The following is an 18,444-nucleotide window of genomic DNA, read 5'->3' on the forward strand; positions in this document are numbered from 1 at the left end:
CCCAGTCCCACCAGCAAGGATGCGGAAAAGCCCACCAGCGGCCTTTCCTCCCGCTGAACGTCGAGCTCTCGCAAAGCATTTTGAAGCAGCTTCGGGAAAACCAGCCCCTTGAGAGTGGCGGAAGCCAGTGCCAGCNNCGCCCAAACCCGCCAGGGGGAAGCAAAAAGGCCGCCGGTGGTGAGCACCAAAAAGCCCAAAAGCCAGCCCTGTATAGCGACCAAGCGGATCAGCGCGCGAAAACGAGCGCTCCCTAAAACCAGGAAGTTAACCAGGCAAATGGCCAGGAGAATGGGCTCGCTTTCCAGCATGCTAGCTCCTCACCAGAAGCAAGGCCGCCAAAGCCAACACCAGGCCACCGGCTAAAAGATGGGGCACGCGAACAAGTCGCAGGCGGGCCATGATGGATTCAACGACGCCTACGGCCACAGCCACCAGCAACAAACCCACGGCAAAAACAGCCGCTTTCCAAGCCCCGGGGAGGCTGGCCCAGGGAACCACGAGGTCCACCAGCAACGTGGCAAAAAGCGCCATCTTCACCGCGACTGCCGCTTCCACCAGCGCCAGCAGGGGTCCCGAGTGGTCCAGCACCATCACCTCGTGCACCATGGTGAGCTCCAAATGGGTGGTGGGGTCATCAAAGGGAACCCGCGCGTTTTCCGCAAGCGAAAGCAAAAACAGCACCGCGGCTAGCAAGACCAACGTGCTTCCCTGTTTGGACCAGAGCTCTCCGGAAACCCCACCCGTCATGGCGGAAAGCGATGTTGCCTTGGTGCTCACCGCCATGGCCAAAAGCGAAAGGAAAAACGGGGCCTCCGACAAACTGGAAATAAACCCTTCGCGGCTTGCCCCCATGCCCTCGAAGCTGGAGCCGGTGTCCCAAGCGGCCAGCATGGTGGCCACCCGACCCACCGCCAAAAGGGCCGCAAGCAGCAAAAAATCCCCGGGGAAAGCGATGGCTGCTTTTTCGCCGGCAATGGGCACGAGAAAAAACGCTGCTATTACCGCGGACAGGGAAAAGGCAGGTCCGGCAAAGAAAAACACCGTGGTGGTTTTGCTGAGAACCAAACCCTTGCGCACGAGCTTGGCCAAATCGAAGTAACGTTGGAGAAGCGGTGCTCCCCGGCGGCGACCCATCCACGCTTTCACACGGCCTACCAAGCCCAAAAGCAAAGGGGCCACCAGCAGCACCAGCAACAGCCTGCCCAGCGAGGTCAGCGTCACCACAGAAAGACCTCCAGGAAAAGCAGCGCCACCAGCGTGAGCGCCACAAAAAGCACGTACAGCGAAACCTTCCCGGGTTTTCCCAGGGGGATGCGGGGCACCAGCTGCCAAGCCGTTTGCCGTAAGGTTGCCAAACTTTGCACCACGGGATCCCGGTAGCTCAGCGCCAAAGTGCGGGCGGTGGGGAAAAGCGTGCGGCTGGGGCGAGGGGGATCGGCGGGGACCAAAGGCTGCAAGAAGCGGAGCAAAGGTTGGCTGGAGGCGGTGGAGGTGTACTGCATCCGCGGCGAGGGCGCCAGGTAGCCGCACCCCCACGTGGCGGTCAAAACGGCCCGGCGCCGGAGGCCCAAGAACAACGCCCCAGTGGCTACGATCCCCACCAGCATGGCCGCCCCTGCCGTCAAAACCAAGGTGGAAAACAGGTGAAACAGCGAGGCGCTCACTCCTTCCACAGAAACGGATGTGGCAGCCTGCACGATGGGTGAAAACGCCTTTACCAGCCAGGGAGAGGCCAGTCCAAGAATGACCGCCAGCAACGCAAGCAGCAAAGTTGGCGCTTCCATGCTGGAGGGAAGGCTGTGGGGGCTGTGGCTCTTCTCGCTTCGCGGCTCACCGAGAAAGGTGGCGGCGTAAAGCTTGGCAAAGGCAAACGCGGCAACTCCGGCGGTGAGGGCCACCGAGCCCACCACCCACGTGCCCGAAAGCGTGCCACCGCTCAACACCGCCTGGACGCCGGCGTAAAGCAACAGGAACTCGCTGAAAAACGCCAAACTTGGCGGCAACCCGCTCATGGCCGTAGCCGCAAGCATCGCTGCCGTAGCTGTCGTCCCCAACGGTCGCCCCAGGCCTCCGAGCAGGTCGGGGTTACGGGTGCCTGTGGCGTGATCCAGGCAGCCGGCCAACAGGAAGAACGAGCCCTTGGCAAGGGCGTGGGAGAGAAGGTGGATCAAAACGGCAAAAAGTGCCATTGCGGCAATTTCGCGCTGGTCCGCCGCCGTTCCCCACACCCAAAGCCCCAACCCCAAGCTGGCCAGGCCCATGTTTTCCACCGAGGAGTAGGCCAAAGCCCGCTTCCAGTCGTCCTGGCCGTGAGCTTGGAGGATGGCAAAGAAGGCCGAAAAACCGCCTAAGGTCAGCAGTACCCAGGCCCACCAAGGGGCTGGCATTGAAAGCCAAGGGAGCGTGCGCAGCAAACCGTAGATGCCGAGCTTAATCATGAGGCCAGAAAGCAAGGCCGACCCGTGAGACGGGGCTTCTGGATGCGCTTGCGGGAGCCAAAAGTGGCCGGGCACCAGACCAGCCTTTAAGCCAAAGCCCAAAAGCGCCAGGAAGAACGCTAAATTCTTGGTTGTTTCGGGCAAGGTTTGGGAGGCCAGCAGGGCAAAATCCAAGCTGGAGGCTTCCTGGCCCACCACAAAGAAAAAGCCCACCAGCGCTGCGCCGCTCACGTGCGATGCCACCAAAAAGCTCCAGGAGGCCGCTTGGGACTTTTCGCTGCCGGTGCTGCGCACCAGGAAAAACGCCGAAAGCGACATCAGCTCCCAGCCCAGGAGGAAAAGCACGCCGTTGGCGGCCAGCATGACCAGGCCCATGGCCACCACCAACCCGGTAAAGCACGCCCAGATTTGGCGCTTTTGGGTTTCGTGCTGGTGTTGGGTGTACCCATAGCCGTACCAAGCGGCTAAAGCACTCAGGAGGAAAAGCAGTACGAGAAAAAAGCAAGCCAGTGGGTCAAGCGCCAGCGACAAAGAGGCAAACGGCAAGCCCCAGGGCCACCGCAAGGTGAGCGTTTCTCCCTCGATCCAATACCTGATGCTGACCGCCAAGCCAAAAAGCGCCGCAAGTTCGAACAAAGCTAAGCCCAAGCGCCGATTGGGCAACGCAACCATCACGGTGCCGGCGAGCAGAATCCCCAAAAGCGCGAGGAGAACCTCGCTCACGCTGCACCCCCTTGGCGGGACCGCAAGGTGGCGTCAATTTCTGCCGCTTGCGCGAGGATTTCCTGCCTGCCGGCGGCCGCCTGAATGAGCGACCGGAAGGCGTCCTGCTTGAGGGCGAAGGCAAGCTTTGCCAAGAGCTTCAGGTGTGTGGCCGAGGATGGCGCCAAGATGGCAAAAAGCGCAAACACGGGTTTGCCGTCCAAGGCCCCAAAATCCACGGGGTTTTGTAGGAAGGCCAGCGTCACCTGGGGCGGCGCTCCCGCCGCCAGGATTGGCGTTCGCGGGTGAGGTAGGGCAATGCCGTCGCCAATGCTGGTGGAAGCCAGAGCTTCCCGGGCTACCAGAACCTGGTACAGGAACTCCCGGTCAAGCCCTGGGGGAAGCGGCATGGCCGCCACCAGCTCCCGGAGCACTGCGGTTTTTTCGTGCCCCTGCAAGCGGTAGAGGATTCCGCCCTGTTGCAGCGCTTGCGCCAGCGATACTTCCTGGGCGGGAGAAGCCTCACCAAGCGCTTCCGGAGCGACCGTGAGCCGCTGGGCCTGCGCCCACTCTAAAACTTCGGCTTTGGAAAAGCGGTACTGGTCATGGAGGCGGTAGGCGGGGATTTTGCGCTCGGCAAGCCAACGGTAAATGGTCTTTTCGGAGACCCCCAAAAGCTTGGCCACATCCCGAACTTTGAGCTCCATCCCTCCGCCCGGCGGCAAGGGTAGGCCTATTGTCCAAAAATGTCAAACGATGGGTAGGGATGTCCAAAAAAAGAGGGCGGCACTGAGTGCCGCCCGGTTGTGGTCTTAGCTTGGGGACGTCAGATGACGCGGGCGTTTGCCGCCTGCAGCCCCTTGGGGCCGCGCACCACGTCGAACTCCACCCTTGCGCCTTCGCGCAACGTGCGGAACCCGTCACCCTGAATCGCCGAGTAGTGAATGAACACATCCTCGCCGCTTTCCTGGGTGATGAAACCAAAACCCTTAGACTCGTTAAACCACTTCACCGTACCTTTAGCCATGCTGCTCTCCTTGCCGGCCTTCTTCGGCCGTGCTGCTTGCTGGGGCCTCCCAGCCTTTCACCAAAACCCCGGATGCGCTTTACCACCCGCGGTGTTCTACGCGCTCCAACCAATTTTGAAGCGGGCATCGCTTTTCGGCGAGGCACACCTAGCTTGACAGGTTTTTGGGGTTTGTCAAGTCCTGGGGTTTGCGTACGGTTTTCGGCCTGGGATACGGATGGGGCCGTCTTGATAGCCTTCAACCCCTCCCGCCGGCCTTGTCCGGTACCATTTTCTGCCACGGAGGAACGGAATGCCAGGGGAGGTGAGATGACGAACAAGCCACTGCCAACTTGGATTAGTGAGGGGTTCGAGGGCTTCTATCGGCGCTTCGTGTCGGGAGAAGATTCGAGCTTCAGGGAAGCGGTCCAGCACGGGCAAAAGCCCAGGGCCATGGTGATTGCCTGCGCCGACTCGCGGGTGGATCCGGCTTTGCTCTTTTCCGCTCGCCCTGGTGAGCTCTTCGTGGTGCGGAACGTAGCCGCGCTGGTTCCGCCGCCGGAAGAGGATTCGGGTCATCACGGTGTTAGTGCCGCCCTGGAGTTCGGCATCGTGACCCTGCAAGTCCCCCAGGTGCTCGTGGTTGGCCACGGTCTTTGCGGCGGAATTCGCGGCTTCATGGCCCAAAAAGCGCCAAACGCAAGCTCATACCTTGGCCGATGGCTGGAGCTCTTGCGTCCGCTGGACGAGCAGTTCCCGGAGCTTGCCACAGCGGACGAAAAGCAGGTCGGTCGCGCCGCGGTGAGGTTGTCGCTCCAGCGCTTGGCAACGTTTCCGTTTGTGGCGGAAAGGCTAGCTTGCGGGAAGCTCTCGGTCTTCGGGCTTTACTTTGAGCTGGCACCCCCAACTCTTGAGCTGGTGGAAACACTTCCGTAACCACGGACACCCGGAAAAGCACGCTCTGGCTGGAGTTCTGCTCCTCCGGAAAGCTCTTAGGGCTCGCACTGGCTGTGGTTTTGAAAGACCGACCGGACCTCGCGCTGGCTCCAGTTATTGGGCCTGCGGCTACCCGCAGGCCCACAATTCCCCACCTGGTGTTGCCGCCCACCTGAGGGTTCCCGTGCCGTACAATGCCGCCGGGAGGCAACGATGCAGGACGCGGAAATTCGACAGCTCCCCGAGCTGGTGGGACAAGAGGTGAGGGTTCGAGGGTGGCTTTTTAACAAGCGCTCTTCGGGCAAGCTGCAGTTCCTGATCGTGCGGGATGGCACGGGCTTCTTGCAGGCCGTGGTTTTCAAACCCGAGGTACCCCAAAAGGTTTGGGAGGACGCGGAAAAGCTCGGCCAGGAGTCCTCCCTTTGGGTGGTGGGAACGGTGCGGGAAGACAAACGGGCCCCCGGGGGCGTGGAGCTCACGGTGAAAGAGCTGGAGATTTACCAGCTTTGCCAGGATTACCCCATTACCCCCAAAGAACACGGGGTGGCCTTCCTCATGGACAACCGCCACCTCTGGCTGCGCTCCCGCCGCCAGCACGCGATCATGCGGGTGCGCAACGAGCTGTGCTTTGCCATCCGCGAGTTCTTCTACAAGCGCGGTTTCGTGCTGATTGACTCGCCCATCCTCACGCCGGCCGCCTGCGAGGGCACCTCCACGCTTTTTCAAACCGACTACTTTGGGGAAAAGGCCTACCTTTCACAGTCCGGGCAGCTTTACCTGGAACCGGCTGCTGCTGCCCACGGCAAGGTGTACTGCTTTGGTCCTACTTTCCGCGCCGAGAAATCCAAGACCCGCCGCCATCTCATGGAGTTTTGGATGGTGGAGCCGGAAGTGGCATGGATGCGCTTTCCCGAGCTTCTGGATTTGGCGGAGGAGTTCGTCTCGGAGCTGGTGGCGCGGGTTTTGGATCGCTGTCAGGAGGAGCTGAAGCGCCTGGAGCGGGATACCTCCAAGCTGGAACCGGCCACCCGCAGGCCCTACCCACGTATTGACTACGCCGACGCCATCGCCAAGCTGCAGGCCAAGGGGTTTTCCGTGCAGTTTGGAGATGATTTCGGCGGCGACGAGGAAACCGCCCTGGCCGATGAGTCGGGAAAGCCGGTGATGATCACCCGTTACCCCGCGCACATCAAGGCGTTTTACATGGAGCCGGACCCCCAGGACCCCACCCGTGCCCTGGCGGTGGACATGATTGCCCCCGAAGGCTACGGCGAAATCATCGGCGGCAGCGAGCGGATTTCCTCCTACGAGCTTTTGGAGCAGCGCATCCGCGAGCACAACCTGCCCCGGGAAGCCTTCGAATGGTACCTGGACATCCGCCGCTACGGGGCCTTCCCCCATTCCGGCTTTGGCATGGGCATCGAACGGGTAGTGGCGTGGCTTTGCGGCCTGGACCACGTGCGCGAAACCATCCCCTACCCCCGCATGCTCTACCGGCTGTATCCGTAGCTTCAACAAGGAAGCGGTTGCCCGCCCTCGCTCGGTTTGCGCACCCGGGTAGCTCCCTTTGTTCGGCAGCCCCGGTCTGGCTCCGGAAGGGTTTTCGTTGATACCGGAAAAGGTGCAAGCGCAGATGCTCAAGGGGTGGCACGAAAAGCGGCCAACGGTGAGGTAAGATGAGACCGTGAAAGCACGGCCAAGCCCGGTGGCGGAAAGTTTAAAAAAGCAAAAGCAGGCAGGTGAGGACGCTATCGCCGAGCTGCTGCGGATCTGGGAGGCAGCCAAGGTGTTGGGTTTCGACGACGAACGCCTAAGGGAGGTCCGGCGCCAGAGGCAGCTGGGGCGGCGGCGGAGCCCATGTCTCGAGGCGTTGGATCGCTAGCGCTTTTGGCCGATGCTGTGGGTTGGCTTACCCGGCGCAGGGTCAAATGCGGGCTTTTCGGCGCCTTCGCTATGGCCACGTACGGGATTGCTCGGTTTACCGGCGATGCGGACCTCCTGGTGGTGGATGGGGGAATACTTTCCTCCGCTTTTTGGCGCGGTTTCCCGGGGGAGGCGCGGCTTGTTTGGGGCAACGGCGAGGACCCCTTTGCCGGTGCGGTGCAGCTTTCAAGGTCCCAGTGCATCACAGTGGACATCGTGATAGGGCGGTTTCCGTGGCAGTGCCGCCTGCTGGAGCGGGCCCAATGGCGCCAACTTGGGGGCTTGCGCCTTCAGGTCCTCCAGCTCCCCGATTTGATCTTGACCAAGCTCTTTGCCGGCGGGGTTCAGGACCGGGCGGATGTGCTGCTGCTGATGGGTGCCTTGGACGCTCGCCAGCGTCGGCAGCTGGCGGCCCGGATGCGGGTTTTACCCGAGGATGCCCGTAAGCTTTACCGGGAGCTCGTGGCGCTGGCGGCCTCCCGCCAACGGGTTTAGCGGCACTGCGGGGGGTGAGGGGGCGGTTCAGCTAGAATAGCCCGTTATGGCGGGGAGGAGCCGTCCGCTGAAAGTAGGGGTTGTTTCCCTGGGCTGCGCCAAGAATTTGGTGGACAGCGAGGTTATGCTCGGGTTTCTGGTGCAGCAGGGTGCCCAACTCACCCCCAACGCCGAAGAAGCCGATGTGGTCATTGTGAACACCTGCGGGTTTGTGGAGGATGCCAAGCGGGAGTCCATCGAAACCATCCTGGAGATGGCTCAGCTCAAGGAAACAGGACAGCTCAAGCGGCTGGTGGTGGCGGGCTGCATGGTGCAGCGGTACGCCCAGGAGCTGGCGGCGGAAATTCCGGAAATTGACGCCTTTGTGGGCTTGGACGAGCTGGAAAGAGCGCCAGAAGCGGTGTTTGGCAAGCTTTCCCGGGAGCACCTTCCCGATCAGGTGGCCTCCATGCGGCTTTACGACCACCGCGTTCCCAGACTTTTGGCCACCGGCGGGGTGTATGCCTACCTGAAGGTTGCCGAGGGCTGCAACAACCCCTGTGCTTTTTGCCACATTCCCCGGATGCGCGGGGCTTTCCGCTCCCGTCCGGTGGATTCGCTGGTGGCGGAAGCCCAGGCACTGGAGCGCAGCGGTGTGCGGGAGCTCATCCTCATCGCCCAGGACACCACCCGCTACGGTGAGGATTTGGGTTTGGGGCGCCTGGGGTTGCGCCAGCTCCTCAAGCGTTTGCTTTCGGAAACCGATTTCCCCTGGATTCGGGTCCTTTACGCCTACCCGGCCACCTTGGACGAGGGGATCTTCCAGCTCATGGCGGAAAACCCCCGGCTTGTGCCGTACCTGGACATTCCCCTCCAGCACGCCTCCCGCAAGGTGCTCAAGCTCATGAAGCGAGGGGGGGATGGGGAAAGCTACCGGAACCTCATTGCCCACGCCCGGCAGGTGGTGCCGGGCCTGGCGGTGCGCACCACGTTCATCGTGGGCTTCCCCGGGGAAGGGGAGGAGGAGTTCGCCGAGCTTTGTCGCTTTGTGGAGGAAGTGGGCTTCGACCATTTGGGGGTCTTTGCCTACTCCTTCCAGGAGGAAAACCCCGGAGCCCATTTGGGAGACCCCATCCCGCAGGAGGTCAAAGAAGCCCGGAGAGATAAGCTCCTTTCCTTGCAGCGACGGCTTTCCCGTCGGCGGCTTCGGGCTTTTGTGGGGCGCGAGGCCACGGTGCTGGTGGACGGACCCTCCCCCGAGCACCCCTGGGTGATGCAGGGGCGGCTGGCCACCCAGGCGCCGGAAGTGGACGGCGTGGTGGTGCTTTCCGGCGGCCCGGCGGCCCCCGGCGATTTCGTGCGGGTGAGGATCACCTCCAGCGCCGATTACGACCTGGTGGGCGAGGTGCTGGAGGTGGTGGAGGGCAGAGCCCAAAAGCCGAGCCCCCGCCTGCCCGTGGTGGCCCGCTAGCCTATGGAGGTCATCCGCGATCCCTCGCCGTGGACCGAGCTTCCCCAGGGCGGGGTGGTGAGCATCGGCAACTTCGATGGTGTGCACCGCGGCCACCAGTTGCTCCTGACCACCGCGGTGGCCCGCGCTAGGCAGTTGGGTGTCCCGGCTCTAGGCGTGACCTTTTGGCCCCATCCGGAAAAGGTGCTGCGCCCGGATTCCGGCATGAAGCTTTTGACCACCCGGGAGCAAAAACTACAGCTTCTCGCGCAAACCGGCCTTGATGTGCTGGTGGAGCTCACGTTCACCAGGGAGTTTGCCGCCACCTCCGCGGATCGCTTTGCGCGTGGTTTCCTTTATGACCGCCTTCACCCCCGGGAGGTCCACCTGGGCTTTAACTTCCGGTTTGGCCAGGGACGGGAAGGGGATGTGGCGTTTCTGCAAGCGGTGGGTGGAGAGTTGGGCTTTTCTGTGGTGGGGATGCCGCCGGTGGAGGATGCCAAGGGCCCCATTTCCTCTTCGCGGGTGCGCCGGGTGGTGGCGGAAGGGGCGGTGGAGGAAGCCAGGGAGCTTTTGGGGCGCTACCACTTTGTGGATGGCAAGGTCTCGGTGGGCAAGAGGCTAGGACGCAGGCTTGGGTTCCCCACCTTGAATTTGGAGCCGGAAAACGAGCTTTTGCCGGGCAAAGGGGTGTACGTCACCGCCACCTACATTGCCTCTTTTTCCCGCCTTTTCCCCGGGGTTACCAACGTGGGGGTGCGGCCCACGCTTTACGAAAACCACAGATTGATGGTTGAAACGCACCTTTTGGATTTCACCGCCGACGTTTACCGTGAACCGGTGCGGCTTTATTTTCTCAAAAGGCTTCGGGATGAGCAGCGTTTTCCCGATGTTCTGGCGTTGACCGCCCAGGTTCGTGCCGATATTGAACAGGCCCGTGCTTTTTTTGCTTCCGGTTTTGCCAAGGAGCTTTGCCTTTTGCCATGAGCCAAGGATTTTCGCTGGTTTTGCCGTTTACGATCTTCCTTTTGGTGCTTCTGCTTTGCTTTTGGGAGCGCCGAGAAGCTGGGGATTTGGGCCCGCTGTGGTTGGGTTTGGCTGCCGGAGGCGTGGCGGGGGCTGCTGCCTTAGGGGCAGGGCGGCTTGCAAGCCTTGCGCCGCTTTTTTCCCGCTGGCCCTGGGCGGGAGGGGCTTTGAGCTCGCTTTTGAGCTTAGTGGTGCTTTGGCTTTTGGCCCGCTGGCCCCGGGTGGAAACCCCTTTGGACGCGGCGTGGATGGGCCTGGCCGTGGGTTCCGGTGTGGGGATGGTGGCGGGCCTGGGTGTCCTGCGCGGGCTTGCTGAACCCTGGTTGCCGATGGCTGGGCTTACGGCCGGGGCTGTGTTGGGAAGCCTTTTGGGACTGAGGTGGCTTTGGCCGGGGTTCGGGGGAAGGCTGGCTTCTGGTGCTCTTTCCCTGGGCCTGGCGCTGCCCTGGGCCTGGGGGTGGATGGCGGTTTTTGCGCAGGTGGGTTTGCTCTGGGTGCTTTGGCTTTTGGCCACCAGCGTGGTGCTTTTGGCTTTAGCGTTAGCCTTGTGGGTGGAGCAAAAGGTTTTGCAGCCGCAGCTTACGGAAGAAGTGGGTTTTGGGCTTTTGCCCGCGTGGGTGGCCGAGGCGGGAGCGCGCTTCTGGCGGAGGTTTTCCCGGAGGTGGGCTTCTCGGCGGGATGAACGCAAGGCCATGGTGAGGCTGGTGGTGCGGCTCGCGGCGTGCAAAGCGTACCTGCAAGGAAAAGGCAAACACCGCAGCACCGCGGCGGTGGAACTGGGGCGCTTGCGGGAGCGGGCCCGCCGGCTTTTTGACGAAACCGGGTCGGGGTTAGAATCTTAGGTCCGGAAGTGAGGTTTTCCTGGAAGGAGGAACCACATGAACGCTCACGGGATTCACGTTTTCACCTCAGAGTCGGTGACCGAAGGTCACCCGGATAAGGTTTGTGATCAAATTTCCGACGCGGTTTTGGATGAGGTCTTAAAGTTCGACAACGCTTACGAAGCTGAGCATCCAGGGGAAGACCCATGGAAAACCCGCTCCCGGGTGGCCTGTGAGACCTTCATCACCGTGGGCTTGGTCATAGTCGGAGGGGAAATCACCACCAAGGCCTGGGTGGATGTGCAGGACCTGGTGCGGCAGGTGATTCGGGAAATTGGCTACACCGACGCCAAGTACGGTTTCAACTACTCAACTTGCGGCATCCTCAACGCCATTGGGCGTCAGTCTCCCGACATTGCCCAGGGGGTGGACCAGGGGGGCGCCGGGGACCAGGGCCTTATGGTGGGCTACGCCTGCGATGAAACCCCCGAGCTCATGCCCACCCCCATCGCCCTGGCCCATGCGCTCACCAAGAGGCTTGCGGAGGTGCGGCGCAAGCAAATCCTCCCGTACCTGGGGCCCGACGGCAAGACGCAGGTGACCGTGGAGTACCGGGAAGGGCGTCCCTACCGGCTGGACACCGTGGTGATTTCCTGCCAGCACACCGAGGACATCCTGGGTCCTGACGGTAAGCATATAACCGAGGAGGCAAGGCAGGAAATCATTGAAAAGGTGGGCCGGGCGGTGCTCCCCAAAGAGCTTTTAGATGTGGAAAAGCCCACCCTCTTTTACGTGAACCCCACGGGCAAGTTCGTGGTGGGCGGTCCTCAGTCCGACACCGGTATGACCGGGCGCAAGATCATCGTGGACACCTACGGAGGCTGGGCGCCCCACGGCGGTGGTGCGTTTTCGGGGAAGGACCCCACCAAGGTGGACCGTTCCGCCACCTACATGGCCCGCCACATCGCCAAGAACATCGTTGCTGCGGGTCTTGCCCGCCAGGCGCTGGTGCAGCTGGCTTACGCCATCGGAATTTGTAAGCCGGTGTCAGTCATGGTGGACACCTTCGGTAGTGGCGTGATTCCCGATGAGCAGCTGACCAAGGTCGTCAAGGAGGTTTTCGACCTTACCCCCCGCGGCATTATCAAAGAGCTGGACCTGTGGCGGCCCATTTACCGTAAGACCGCTGCGTACGGTCACTTCGGCCGCACGGAACCGGAGTTCACCTGGGAAAGCACGCACCACGTGGAGGATCTCAAAAGAGAAGCGAAGCGTTTGGCTTAGTCAGGCCAAGAAGCGAGCCTAAAGGTCCAGCGTCAGAACCGCTGCAAGCCCCCCTTTGCCTCTTGCCTGCGGCCGCAGCGCGTGAAAGGTTACCGCTTTGATCTCGAAGTGCGGGGTGGAACGGGGGCTCAAGGGGCGAAGGTGCAGCTCCGCGTCCTGGCCTTCCAGCCTCACGTCCACAGTAACCTGCCCTTTGGCAAAGAGCCAGAAGACCACCTCGTTGCCCACCCGCACAAGGCGCGCTGCTAAGTCGTCCTGGGGCAGGGGAAAATGGTGGGAGGATTTGGGTGGTCCCTGAGGGGTGCGCCCCAGCACCAGGTGGCCGATGCCCAAGGCCAGGTGGCGCATGAGCTCTTCCTCGTTTTGCCCGTAAACCGCCAGCCGCACATCGGCGGTGTGAGGTAACTGCCGGAACCGCACGGCTCCCATGCGCCTAAGTGTAAACTCAGGCCCAGAATGCGGGTGGCTCGCTGGAAGCTGGCGCTGGGGTTGGCAGTTCTCGCGGGGGTGGGGGCTTTCTTGTATACCCTCCAGGTCAACCGCCCTCACCGCCAGCCGGCCACCCTGGTGCCGCTGGCCACGCGTTTTTCGGAAGAGCTTGGCTTCCCGCCGGGTCCCGTTGGCGATACCGTGTACCAAACCAGCCAGGGCCTCCTTTGGGCTTGGGACTGGGCCACCCAGGGTCTGGAGCGCTTTCGCCCCCGGGAGCCGGTGGCCACGGTGCGCTTCCTTGGTGGCGGCGAGGTGGCCGTGGAAGGGGAAAAGCTGGTGCGGTTCCGCCGCCCGTTGCCCACGGATCCGGGTTTGGCCATCCCGCCGGCCCTGGTGGAGGAGCACCTTCGGCGAAAGCTTTCCCCGGTCATCCCGGAGTTTTACGCCTTTTCCCTGCGACGTTTGGCCTCCCGAGTGGACGCTGGAATCACCTGGCACCGGGCGCACTGGGTAGTGCGTGGGGAGCCTCTACCCCCGGGGTGGCAGGAGGAGCTGGAGGTGGAGGTGGCGGGAAGCACGGTGGTGGCGCTTTCCCGGAGGTTGATCCCGGATCCCGACCCCATGGGCGTGGTGGTGGGGAGGGTGGCGGAGCTCCAGCGGGCCCGGTGGCTTGCTTTTTTTGCTGCCGCGTTGAGCGTTCTGGGGCTTTTCGTGGCCACCGCCGAGGCGTTCTGGTTTCGCTTGCGTTTGCCCTGGCTTTCGGCTTTTGTGCTGGCTATCGGCTGCTGGGCTTTGGGCAGGAGCACCGCTCATTCCCTTCCCGTTTCCGGTTTTTGGGCCGTTTCGGTTTTCTTTTCGGTGTTGGTTTTGGGAGGCTTGGCGCCCAGGGCCTCCGGGGGGAGGAGGGCCTATGCAGTTTTGGGCCTCTTTCTGGCTTCCTGGAGCCTGCTGTGGCCGGAGCTGGTGCGAGCCGCCGGCGGCTGGCTTCCCAGGACCGGCACGGTCCTCAACGAGCCTTGGCCTTTGGTCCTGGCCGAAGCGGGCTTTCGGGCGCTGGGCGAAGAGCCCCTGCTGCGCGGCGGGATCCCCTGGCTTTTGCGGCCCTTTCTGGGCCCTGGAGCGGCCTATGTGCTTGCCGCAGCGGTGGGCAGCTTGCTGCACCCGTTGCCGGCCGTGCCGCTTCCCGCTGGGGTTTTGGGGGAGCTTTCCGCCCAATCGGTTTTGGGGTGGTTGGCGTGGCGTTACGGTTGGGGTTGGGCGGTGGGGAGCCGGTTGGTCTGGGAGCTGGTGCGGCTTGGCTACTTTGCCCCTCAGTTTCCCTGGGGTGAGGCTTGGAATGTGCTGTTTCTCTGGGCTTTCGGGAGCCTCTTGTGGCCTGGCAAAGGGCGGTAAAGGTCGCCGTTGTGGTTGCCCCCATGGTGGTGGCTGGTTTTGTTGTTCCCACCAGGGAACCGGCCGGGCCACCGGCCTGGGCGGTGCAGCGGGCGGAAAGCCAGGGTCCGTCTTTGGGTGTGCTGTGGGGCAAGCTGCGGGCGTTTTCCCGGGAAGCCCAGGGCTGGCGGCTTTTTTACCAACCCGCCCATGGGGCCTGGGTGGTTACCGTGCGCGTGCCGGATTTGCAAAGGCCGGAAAGGCCTTCGCTGGAGGCTGCCTCATGGCTGCCCGGGGGGCGGCTTTCGGTAAGCGCGGTCCGGCGTCTTTCCGGCGAGGAGCCGCTGGGTTTTGTGGAGGGTTTAGCCCGCCGGGACTGGTGGCTGCGGGAGGGCATGGTGGTGGGCACGCTTCTCGTGGGTAAACCCCCAGCTCGCAAGGCCCTGGCGCCGGCGGTTTCCTGGCCGCTGGAAGTGGCCGCGGGCCTGCTTTTGGCCGGGGCGGTGGCCCGCCGCATCCGCCCTCAGCCCCGGGCTTTGGGTTTGCGGCGGGCGGTGATGCTGGGCTGTGTTTTTCTGGTGTTTGCGGTTATGGGCGCCAGCCGGTGGGCCTGGCCGGTTTTTGCACCGGGGGTCCGCCCCTTTGTCAGCTTGCTGCTCTTTCAAGCCTTTGCCACCCTGGTGCTGGCCACGGTGGCTGCTTCCGCCTTTGTTCTTCCAGCTTTTGCCCACAAGCCGAGCTGGTGGTCGCTGGGCTTGGGGTTCTGCGGGGGGTGGGTGATGGGTCTTTGGACCGCTCCTCACTGGGCGGTGGTGGCCGCCGCCGTGCCTTCCCGCTGGATCCTGATGCTGGCAGCGCCGGTGGTGGCCGGCTACCTGGCCGATCTTGCGGCCGCCGGGGGCCGCCTGCTCCTTTCGCCCCTGCGAAGGCTTGCGCCCTGGATGGCGGTGGTGGCCGCCGGGGCCGGCCTGGCGGTGGGCGGCTGGGGTGCAGCGTTGGCCGCCCTGTTGCTGGTCACCGCGTGGCCGCCGGCCCAGGCTTTCTGGTTTGCCACGGCGCTGGTTTTTGGCTTTTTGCCGGGAGCGTGGTGGGGCAGCGTGGGGTGGTGGGGCCCGCTGCGGGACAGCGTGTTGCTTTCGCTTTTGGTTTGGGCTGGGCTGTTAGTTTGGGCGCTAGCCGAGCGGCGGTCAGCCAGTGCCAAGGCTACAATCGCCGGGTGCGCGTGACCTGGCTCTTGGCCTTTCGCTTTTTGCGCCGGCGGTCAAGCCCGCTTCTTGCGGCCTCTTCCCGGGCAGCGTTGGTGGCGGTGGCTTTGGGCGTGGCTGCGCTGGTGGTGGTGCTGGCGCTCATGTCCGGCTACCGGGCGGCCTTAACCCAGGGCATCTTGGCCGCCAGCGGTCATGTGCTGGTGGTTCCCGCTCCCGGTGAGTCCGAGGAGGAGCTGGCGCGCCTGTTTTCTTCGCGCCAGGGGGTGGCGGCTGTGGGGAGGACGCTGTTCGTTCCCGGTCTTGCGGCAACCTCCCCCCAGGCCCAGGGCGAGGTGATCACGCTGAAAGCCGCTGACCAGCTGCCGCCGTTCGTACCCGAGCTTTCGCCGAGTGGCGCGGGTCCTATGCCGGTGGCGGTGGGGGAGGGGCTTTCGGCCAGGCTCAAGGTAAAGGTTGGGGACGTGGTTTTTCTGCAGCTGGCGCAGCCCTCGGGGCGGCTTGCTTACGTTCCGGCGCGGGTGGCAGCGGTTTTTTCCACGGGGTTTTCCGAGTTTCGGGACAGTTGGCTTTTCTGCCGTTTTCAGGAGATGACGAAGCACGGACGCGGGTGGGGGAGCGCCCTGGTGGAGGTTTACCTCAAAAACCCCGATGATGCCGAGCGCTTTGCCGAGGCGTGGGGGCAGGAGCTGGGCCCAAGGGCGTTGCTGCGCAGCTGGTCAGAGATGAACCGGGAGCTGTTTGCCGCGCTGCGCTGGCAAAAGATCACGCTGGCGCTGGTTTTGTCGCTCATCGTTGGGGTGGGCGCCTTTGAGGTGGCTTCGGCGTTAGTGGTGCTGATCACCGAAAAGCGCCGTGAGTTGGGCATCCTTTTGGCCATGGGCGCTTCTCCCTCCCTGGTGCGCCGCACGGTGGTCGCGGCCGGGGGGCTTTTGGGGGTTGGTGGGGTGGTGGTGGGGACCGTGTTTGGGCTCGGGCTGGTGGGGGTGCTGGCTGCCTTGGGGATTCCCCGCTTTTCCTCTGAGCTGGCCAGCATTTACATGGTCAGCCGCATCCCCTGGCAGGTGCGGCTGGGGGATGTGCTGTGGGTGGTGGCGGCCGGGGCTTTTGAGGTCCTTTTGGCGAGCGTAGCGGCGGCGCGGCCGCTGGCTTCCCGCCAGCCGGCGGAGGTGCTCCGGTGGGTGTAGGGAGCGAGCCGCTCTGGGAGGTGCAGTGGCACGGCTGGCGGGGAGGAAAAGTGCGCCGCTTTTACCTCACCCGCCGGCGCCTCTGGCAGCTCCGGGTCGTGACGGTTTTGCTTGTGCTACTGGTTCTGGCGGTGCTGGGCGCGTTGCCGGTGGGGGTGCGGGGCTACCTGGAAAAGTTCACGGTGAAGACGGCCAAGCAGGAAAACAAGCGCCTGAAACAGGCTCGCGAAAGCCTCTGGGAGCAAGCACGGGAGCTCACCCTGGAGCTTGCCGCCCGGGCCAACCGCGGCTCGCGCCTGGCCTGGATGCTGGGCGTGCCGGCAGCGTCTTTTGACCCACCCCCCGCCGCTGAAGCGGGAGCGGAAGAAACCCTCCAGTGGCTCTTGCGGGAAAGCGGGAAGCTCGTGGAGCTCGGTGGCGCTTTGGCCAACGCGCCGCAACCTCCCTGTCCTTTGGGTAACTTACCCACCGGTATGCCGTTGGATTTGCGGCAAGCGGTCCCGGTGGGGCTTTTTGGGATTCGCATTTCGCCGTTCACCGGAAGGGAGGAGCCACACCTGGGCTTGACCTGGGCTGCCCCGGCGGGGACGCGGGTGCTGGCCGCCGGCAGCGGCCTGGTGGCCTTTGCCGGCACCCCCAGGGAACGCAAAACCAACCTCTGGACCCGCCTGGGAACCATCGTGGTCTTGGATCACGGCGGAGGCGTGTGGAGCCTTTACGGGCATTTGGGCAGCGTGCAGGTGCGCCCCGGGCAGAGGGTGCTGCGGTCGCAACCCCTGGGTACCGTAGGGACCAGCGGCTGGACGCGGGTTTCCGCTCTGTACTTTGAGGTCCGCTGGCCCTACCAGGGCGTGAGTCGGCCGGTGGACCCGCTTTTGGTGCAGCTATCGCTGCTTTTGCCCGAGCTTGACCAGCGCCTGGCGAATCCTTCTGCCAGCCTCGAGGCCCACGCGGTGCCTTTGACCACGCTTGCCGGTGTCAAGGGCGGGCGGGAGGCCTTTTAGCGTGATTGTCATTTTTCCGGGAAAAGTGATAGCCTTCACAACCGGCGCCGGGAGCGCCAGGAGGAGTGTATGACACCCACTCCAGCGAAGAAAACCCCGCTTTACCCCGTGCACCTCGAGGCTGGCGCCAAGATGGTGGAGTTCGCCGGTTGGGAAATGCCGGTGCAGTACAAGGGGGTTTTGGAGGAGCACCGGGCGGTGCGCACCCGCGTGGGCCTTTTTGACGTTTCCCACATGGGAGAGCTGGAGGTCGTGGGGAAAAGGGCGCTGGATTTCGTGCAGTACGTCACCTGCAACGATGCGTCTCGCCTGACCCCGGGTCGCGCTCAGTACTCGGGGCTCATGACCCCTCGCGGCACCTTCGTGGACGATCTTTTGGTACACATGCTTTCGCCGGAGCGCTTCCTCTTGGTGGTAAACGCCGCCAACAAAGATAAGGACTACGCCTACCTCTGCGCCCAGGCCCCCGCTTTTGACGACGTGGACGTTTTCGACCGCTCAGCCCATTACGCGCAGCTGGCCATCCAGGGTCCGCTGGCGGAAAAGGTGCTGCAAAAGCTCACCGCTGAAAACCTTTCGGAGATCAAGTACTACCGGTTTGTGCAAGGAGAGGTGGCGGGAGTGCCGGCCATTATTGCCCGCACCGGCTACACCGGGGAAGACGGCTTCGAGGTGTACATCGCCCCGGATGCCGCGGGGAAGCTGTGGCGGTCCATTATGGAGGCAGGCGCCGAGTTTGAAATTCAGCCCTGCGGTCTGGGAGCCCGGGACACCCTGCGGTTTGAAGCGTGCATGCCGCTTTACGGCAACGACATTGACGACAGCACCACGCCCTTCGAGGCCGGTCTGGATTGGATTGTGAAGTTCGAAAAGGGACCCTTCCTGGGTCGCGATGCCCTGCTCCACCAGAGGGCTGCCGGCATCAAGCGCAAGCTGGTGGGGTTCGAAATGGTGGGGAAGGGGATCCCGCGCCACGGCTACCCCATCTTTGACGCCACCAGGGAGGTGGGGTTTGTGACCTCGGGGACCATGTCGCCCACCCTGGGCAAACCCTTAGGGTTGGGGTATGTCCCGGTGGAGCTTTCGGCGGAGGGCAGCGAAATTTTTGTGGACATCCGCGGCCAGAAGGTCCCGGCGCGGGTGATACCAACGCCGTTTTACCGGCGGGCGAAGTAAGAAAAAGGG

The 18,444-nt window shown here is 63.4% G+C and carries 17 protein-coding genes; 12 read left to right on the forward strand and 5 right to left on the reverse strand.

Annotated features, from left to right (window positions below; translation table 11 throughout):
• Window positions 1-309: 309 nt before the first annotated feature.
• The 4 genes from EG19_RS06235 to EG19_RS06250 form a co-directional block, all read right to left on the reverse strand.
• Window positions 310-1,224: a respiratory chain complex I subunit 1 family protein gene (locus EG19_RS06235; protein ID WP_053334990.1), complete on the reverse strand. Its 915-nt coding sequence runs from the start codon at window positions 1,222-1,224 to the stop codon at window positions 310-312.
• Entirely contained in the window at window positions 1,218-3,161 is a 1,944-nt protein-coding gene (locus tag EG19_RS06240) for a proton-conducting transporter transmembrane domain-containing protein (protein ID WP_053334991.1), read from the reverse strand. The genes EG19_RS06235 and EG19_RS06240 overlap by 7 nt, the downstream gene beginning before the upstream one ends.
• Entirely contained in the window at window positions 3,158-3,847 is a 690-nt protein-coding gene (locus EG19_RS06245) for a PTS sugar transporter subunit IIA (RefSeq protein WP_038048732.1), read from the reverse strand. The genes EG19_RS06240 and EG19_RS06245 overlap by 4 nt, the downstream gene beginning before the upstream one ends.
• 119 nt (window positions 3,848-3,966) lie before the next feature.
• A complete protein-coding gene (locus tag EG19_RS06250; RefSeq protein WP_038048734.1) occupies window positions 3,967-4,167 on the reverse strand; it encodes a cold-shock protein in 201 nt (66 codons plus the stop codon).
• Window positions 4,168-4,476: 309 nt separating this feature from the next.
• Here EG19_RS06250 and EG19_RS13095 point away from each other — a divergent pair, with 309 nt between their 5' ends.
• The 7 genes from EG19_RS13095 to metK all read left to right on the forward strand — a co-directional run bounded on the left by EG19_RS13095 (window position 4,477) and on the right by metK (window position 12,060).
• Window positions 4,477-5,082 (forward strand): carbonic anhydrase, encoded by a 606-nt coding sequence (locus EG19_RS13095; RefSeq protein ID WP_161685457.1) that lies wholly within the window; start codon window positions 4,477-4,479, stop codon window positions 5,080-5,082.
• A 213-nt stretch (window positions 5,083-5,295) separates the two neighbouring features.
• A complete protein-coding gene (gene asnS, locus EG19_RS06260; protein WP_038048736.1) occupies window positions 5,296-6,591 on the forward strand; it encodes an asparagine--tRNA ligase in 1,296 nt (431 codons plus the stop codon).
• A 348-nt stretch (window positions 6,592-6,939) separates the two neighbouring features.
• Window positions 6,940-7,500, forward strand: coding sequence for a hypothetical protein (locus EG19_RS06265; protein ID WP_152543953.1), 561 nt, complete (start codon window positions 6,940-6,942; stop codon window positions 7,498-7,500).
• Between the two features lie 46 nt (window positions 7,501-7,546).
• On the forward strand, window positions 7,547-8,950 hold the full coding sequence (gene rimO / locus EG19_RS06270; protein WP_038048740.1) for a 30S ribosomal protein S12 methylthiotransferase RimO: 1,404 nt from the start codon (window positions 7,547-7,549) through the stop codon (window positions 8,948-8,950).
• Window positions 8,951-8,953: 3 nt separating this feature from the next.
• On the forward strand, window positions 8,954-9,916 hold the full coding sequence (locus EG19_RS06275; protein WP_038048742.1) for a bifunctional riboflavin kinase/FAD synthetase: 963 nt from the start codon (window positions 8,954-8,956) through the stop codon (window positions 9,914-9,916).
• Window positions 9,913-10,797 carry a hypothetical protein gene (locus tag EG19_RS06280; RefSeq protein WP_038048744.1) on the forward strand — a complete coding sequence of 295 codons (885 nt, stop codon included), beginning with the start codon at window positions 9,913-9,915 and terminating at the stop codon, window positions 10,795-10,797. The genes EG19_RS06275 and EG19_RS06280 overlap by 4 nt, the downstream gene beginning before the upstream one ends.
• 36 nt (window positions 10,798-10,833) lie before the next feature.
• On the forward strand, window positions 10,834-12,060 hold the full coding sequence (gene metK / locus EG19_RS06285) for a methionine adenosyltransferase (RefSeq protein WP_038048746.1): 1,227 nt from the start codon (window positions 10,834-10,836) through the stop codon (window positions 12,058-12,060).
• An 18-nt stretch (window positions 12,061-12,078) separates the two neighbouring features.
• Here metK and EG19_RS06290 read toward each other — a convergent pair whose 3' ends face one another.
• Window positions 12,079-12,489 (reverse strand): archease, encoded by a 411-nt coding sequence (locus EG19_RS06290; RefSeq protein WP_081799982.1) that lies wholly within the window; start codon window positions 12,487-12,489, stop codon window positions 12,079-12,081.
• Between the two features lie 27 nt (window positions 12,490-12,516).
• On the opposite strand from EG19_RS06290, the gene EG19_RS06295 reads away from it, so the two are divergent.
• From EG19_RS06295 to gcvT, 5 genes are all read left to right on the forward strand, one after another.
• Entirely contained in the window at window positions 12,517-13,884 is a 1,368-nt protein-coding gene (locus tag EG19_RS06295) for a hypothetical protein (RefSeq protein ID WP_038048750.1), read from the forward strand.
• Window positions 13,863-15,089 (forward strand): hypothetical protein, encoded by a 1,227-nt coding sequence (locus EG19_RS13670; protein WP_038048752.1) that lies wholly within the window; start codon window positions 13,863-13,865, stop codon window positions 15,087-15,089. Before EG19_RS06295 ends, EG19_RS13670 begins: the two co-directional genes overlap by 22 nt.
• On the forward strand, window positions 15,080-16,255 hold the full coding sequence (locus EG19_RS06305) for an ABC transporter permease (protein WP_038048754.1): 1,176 nt from the start codon (window positions 15,080-15,082) through the stop codon (window positions 16,253-16,255). Before EG19_RS13670 ends, EG19_RS06305 begins: the two co-directional genes overlap by 10 nt.
• Window positions 16,246-17,259, forward strand: coding sequence for a M23 family metallopeptidase (locus tag EG19_RS12570; protein ID WP_053334993.1), 1,014 nt, complete (start codon window positions 16,246-16,248; stop codon window positions 17,257-17,259). The genes EG19_RS06305 and EG19_RS12570 overlap by 10 nt, the downstream gene beginning before the upstream one ends.
• A 69-nt stretch (window positions 17,260-17,328) precedes the next feature.
• On the forward strand, window positions 17,329-18,435 hold the full coding sequence (gene gcvT / locus EG19_RS06315) for a glycine cleavage system aminomethyltransferase GcvT (protein WP_038048756.1): 1,107 nt from the start codon (window positions 17,329-17,331) through the stop codon (window positions 18,433-18,435).
• Window positions 18,436-18,444: the final 9 nt, after the last annotated feature.

The organism is Thermoanaerobaculum aquaticum, from assembly GCF_000687145.1.
In the GTDB taxonomy this organism is placed as follows: domain Bacteria; phylum Acidobacteriota; class Thermoanaerobaculia; order Thermoanaerobaculales; family Thermoanaerobaculaceae; genus Thermoanaerobaculum; species Thermoanaerobaculum aquaticum.

Excerpts from the sequence above, each read along its gene's own strand:
- EG19_RS06245 (WP_038048732.1), bottom strand. The coding sequence starts at position 3,847 with ATGGAGCTCAAAGTTCGGGATGTGGCCAAGCTTTTGGGGGTCTCCGAA.
- EG19_RS06250 (WP_038048734.1), bottom strand. The coding sequence starts at position 4,167 with ATGGCTAAAGGTACGGTGAAGTGGTTTAACGAGTCTAAGGGTTTTGGT.
- EG19_RS13095 (WP_161685457.1), top strand. The coding sequence starts at position 4,477 with ATGACGAACAAGCCACTGCCAACTTGGATTAGTGAGGGGTTCGAGGGC.
- asnS (WP_038048736.1), top strand. The coding sequence starts at position 5,296 with ATGCAGGACGCGGAAATTCGACAGCTCCCCGAGCTGGTGGGACAAGAG.
- EG19_RS06265 (WP_152543953.1), top strand. The coding sequence starts at position 6,940 with ATGTCTCGAGGCGTTGGATCGCTAGCGCTTTTGGCCGATGCTGTGGGT.
- rimO (WP_038048740.1), top strand. The coding sequence starts at position 7,547 with ATGGCGGGGAGGAGCCGTCCGCTGAAAGTAGGGGTTGTTTCCCTGGGC.
- EG19_RS06275 (WP_038048742.1), top strand. The coding sequence starts at position 8,954 with ATGGAGGTCATCCGCGATCCCTCGCCGTGGACCGAGCTTCCCCAGGGC.
- EG19_RS06280 (WP_038048744.1), top strand. The coding sequence starts at position 9,913 with ATGAGCCAAGGATTTTCGCTGGTTTTGCCGTTTACGATCTTCCTTTTG.
- metK (WP_038048746.1), top strand. The coding sequence starts at position 10,834 with ATGAACGCTCACGGGATTCACGTTTTCACCTCAGAGTCGGTGACCGAA.
- EG19_RS06290 (WP_081799982.1), bottom strand. The coding sequence starts at position 12,489 with ATGGGAGCCGTGCGGTTCCGGCAGTTACCTCACACCGCCGATGTGCGG.
- EG19_RS06295 (WP_038048750.1), top strand. The coding sequence starts at position 12,517 with ATGCGGGTGGCTCGCTGGAAGCTGGCGCTGGGGTTGGCAGTTCTCGCG.
- gcvT (WP_038048756.1), top strand. The coding sequence starts at position 17,329 with ATGACACCCACTCCAGCGAAGAAAACCCCGCTTTACCCCGTGCACCTC.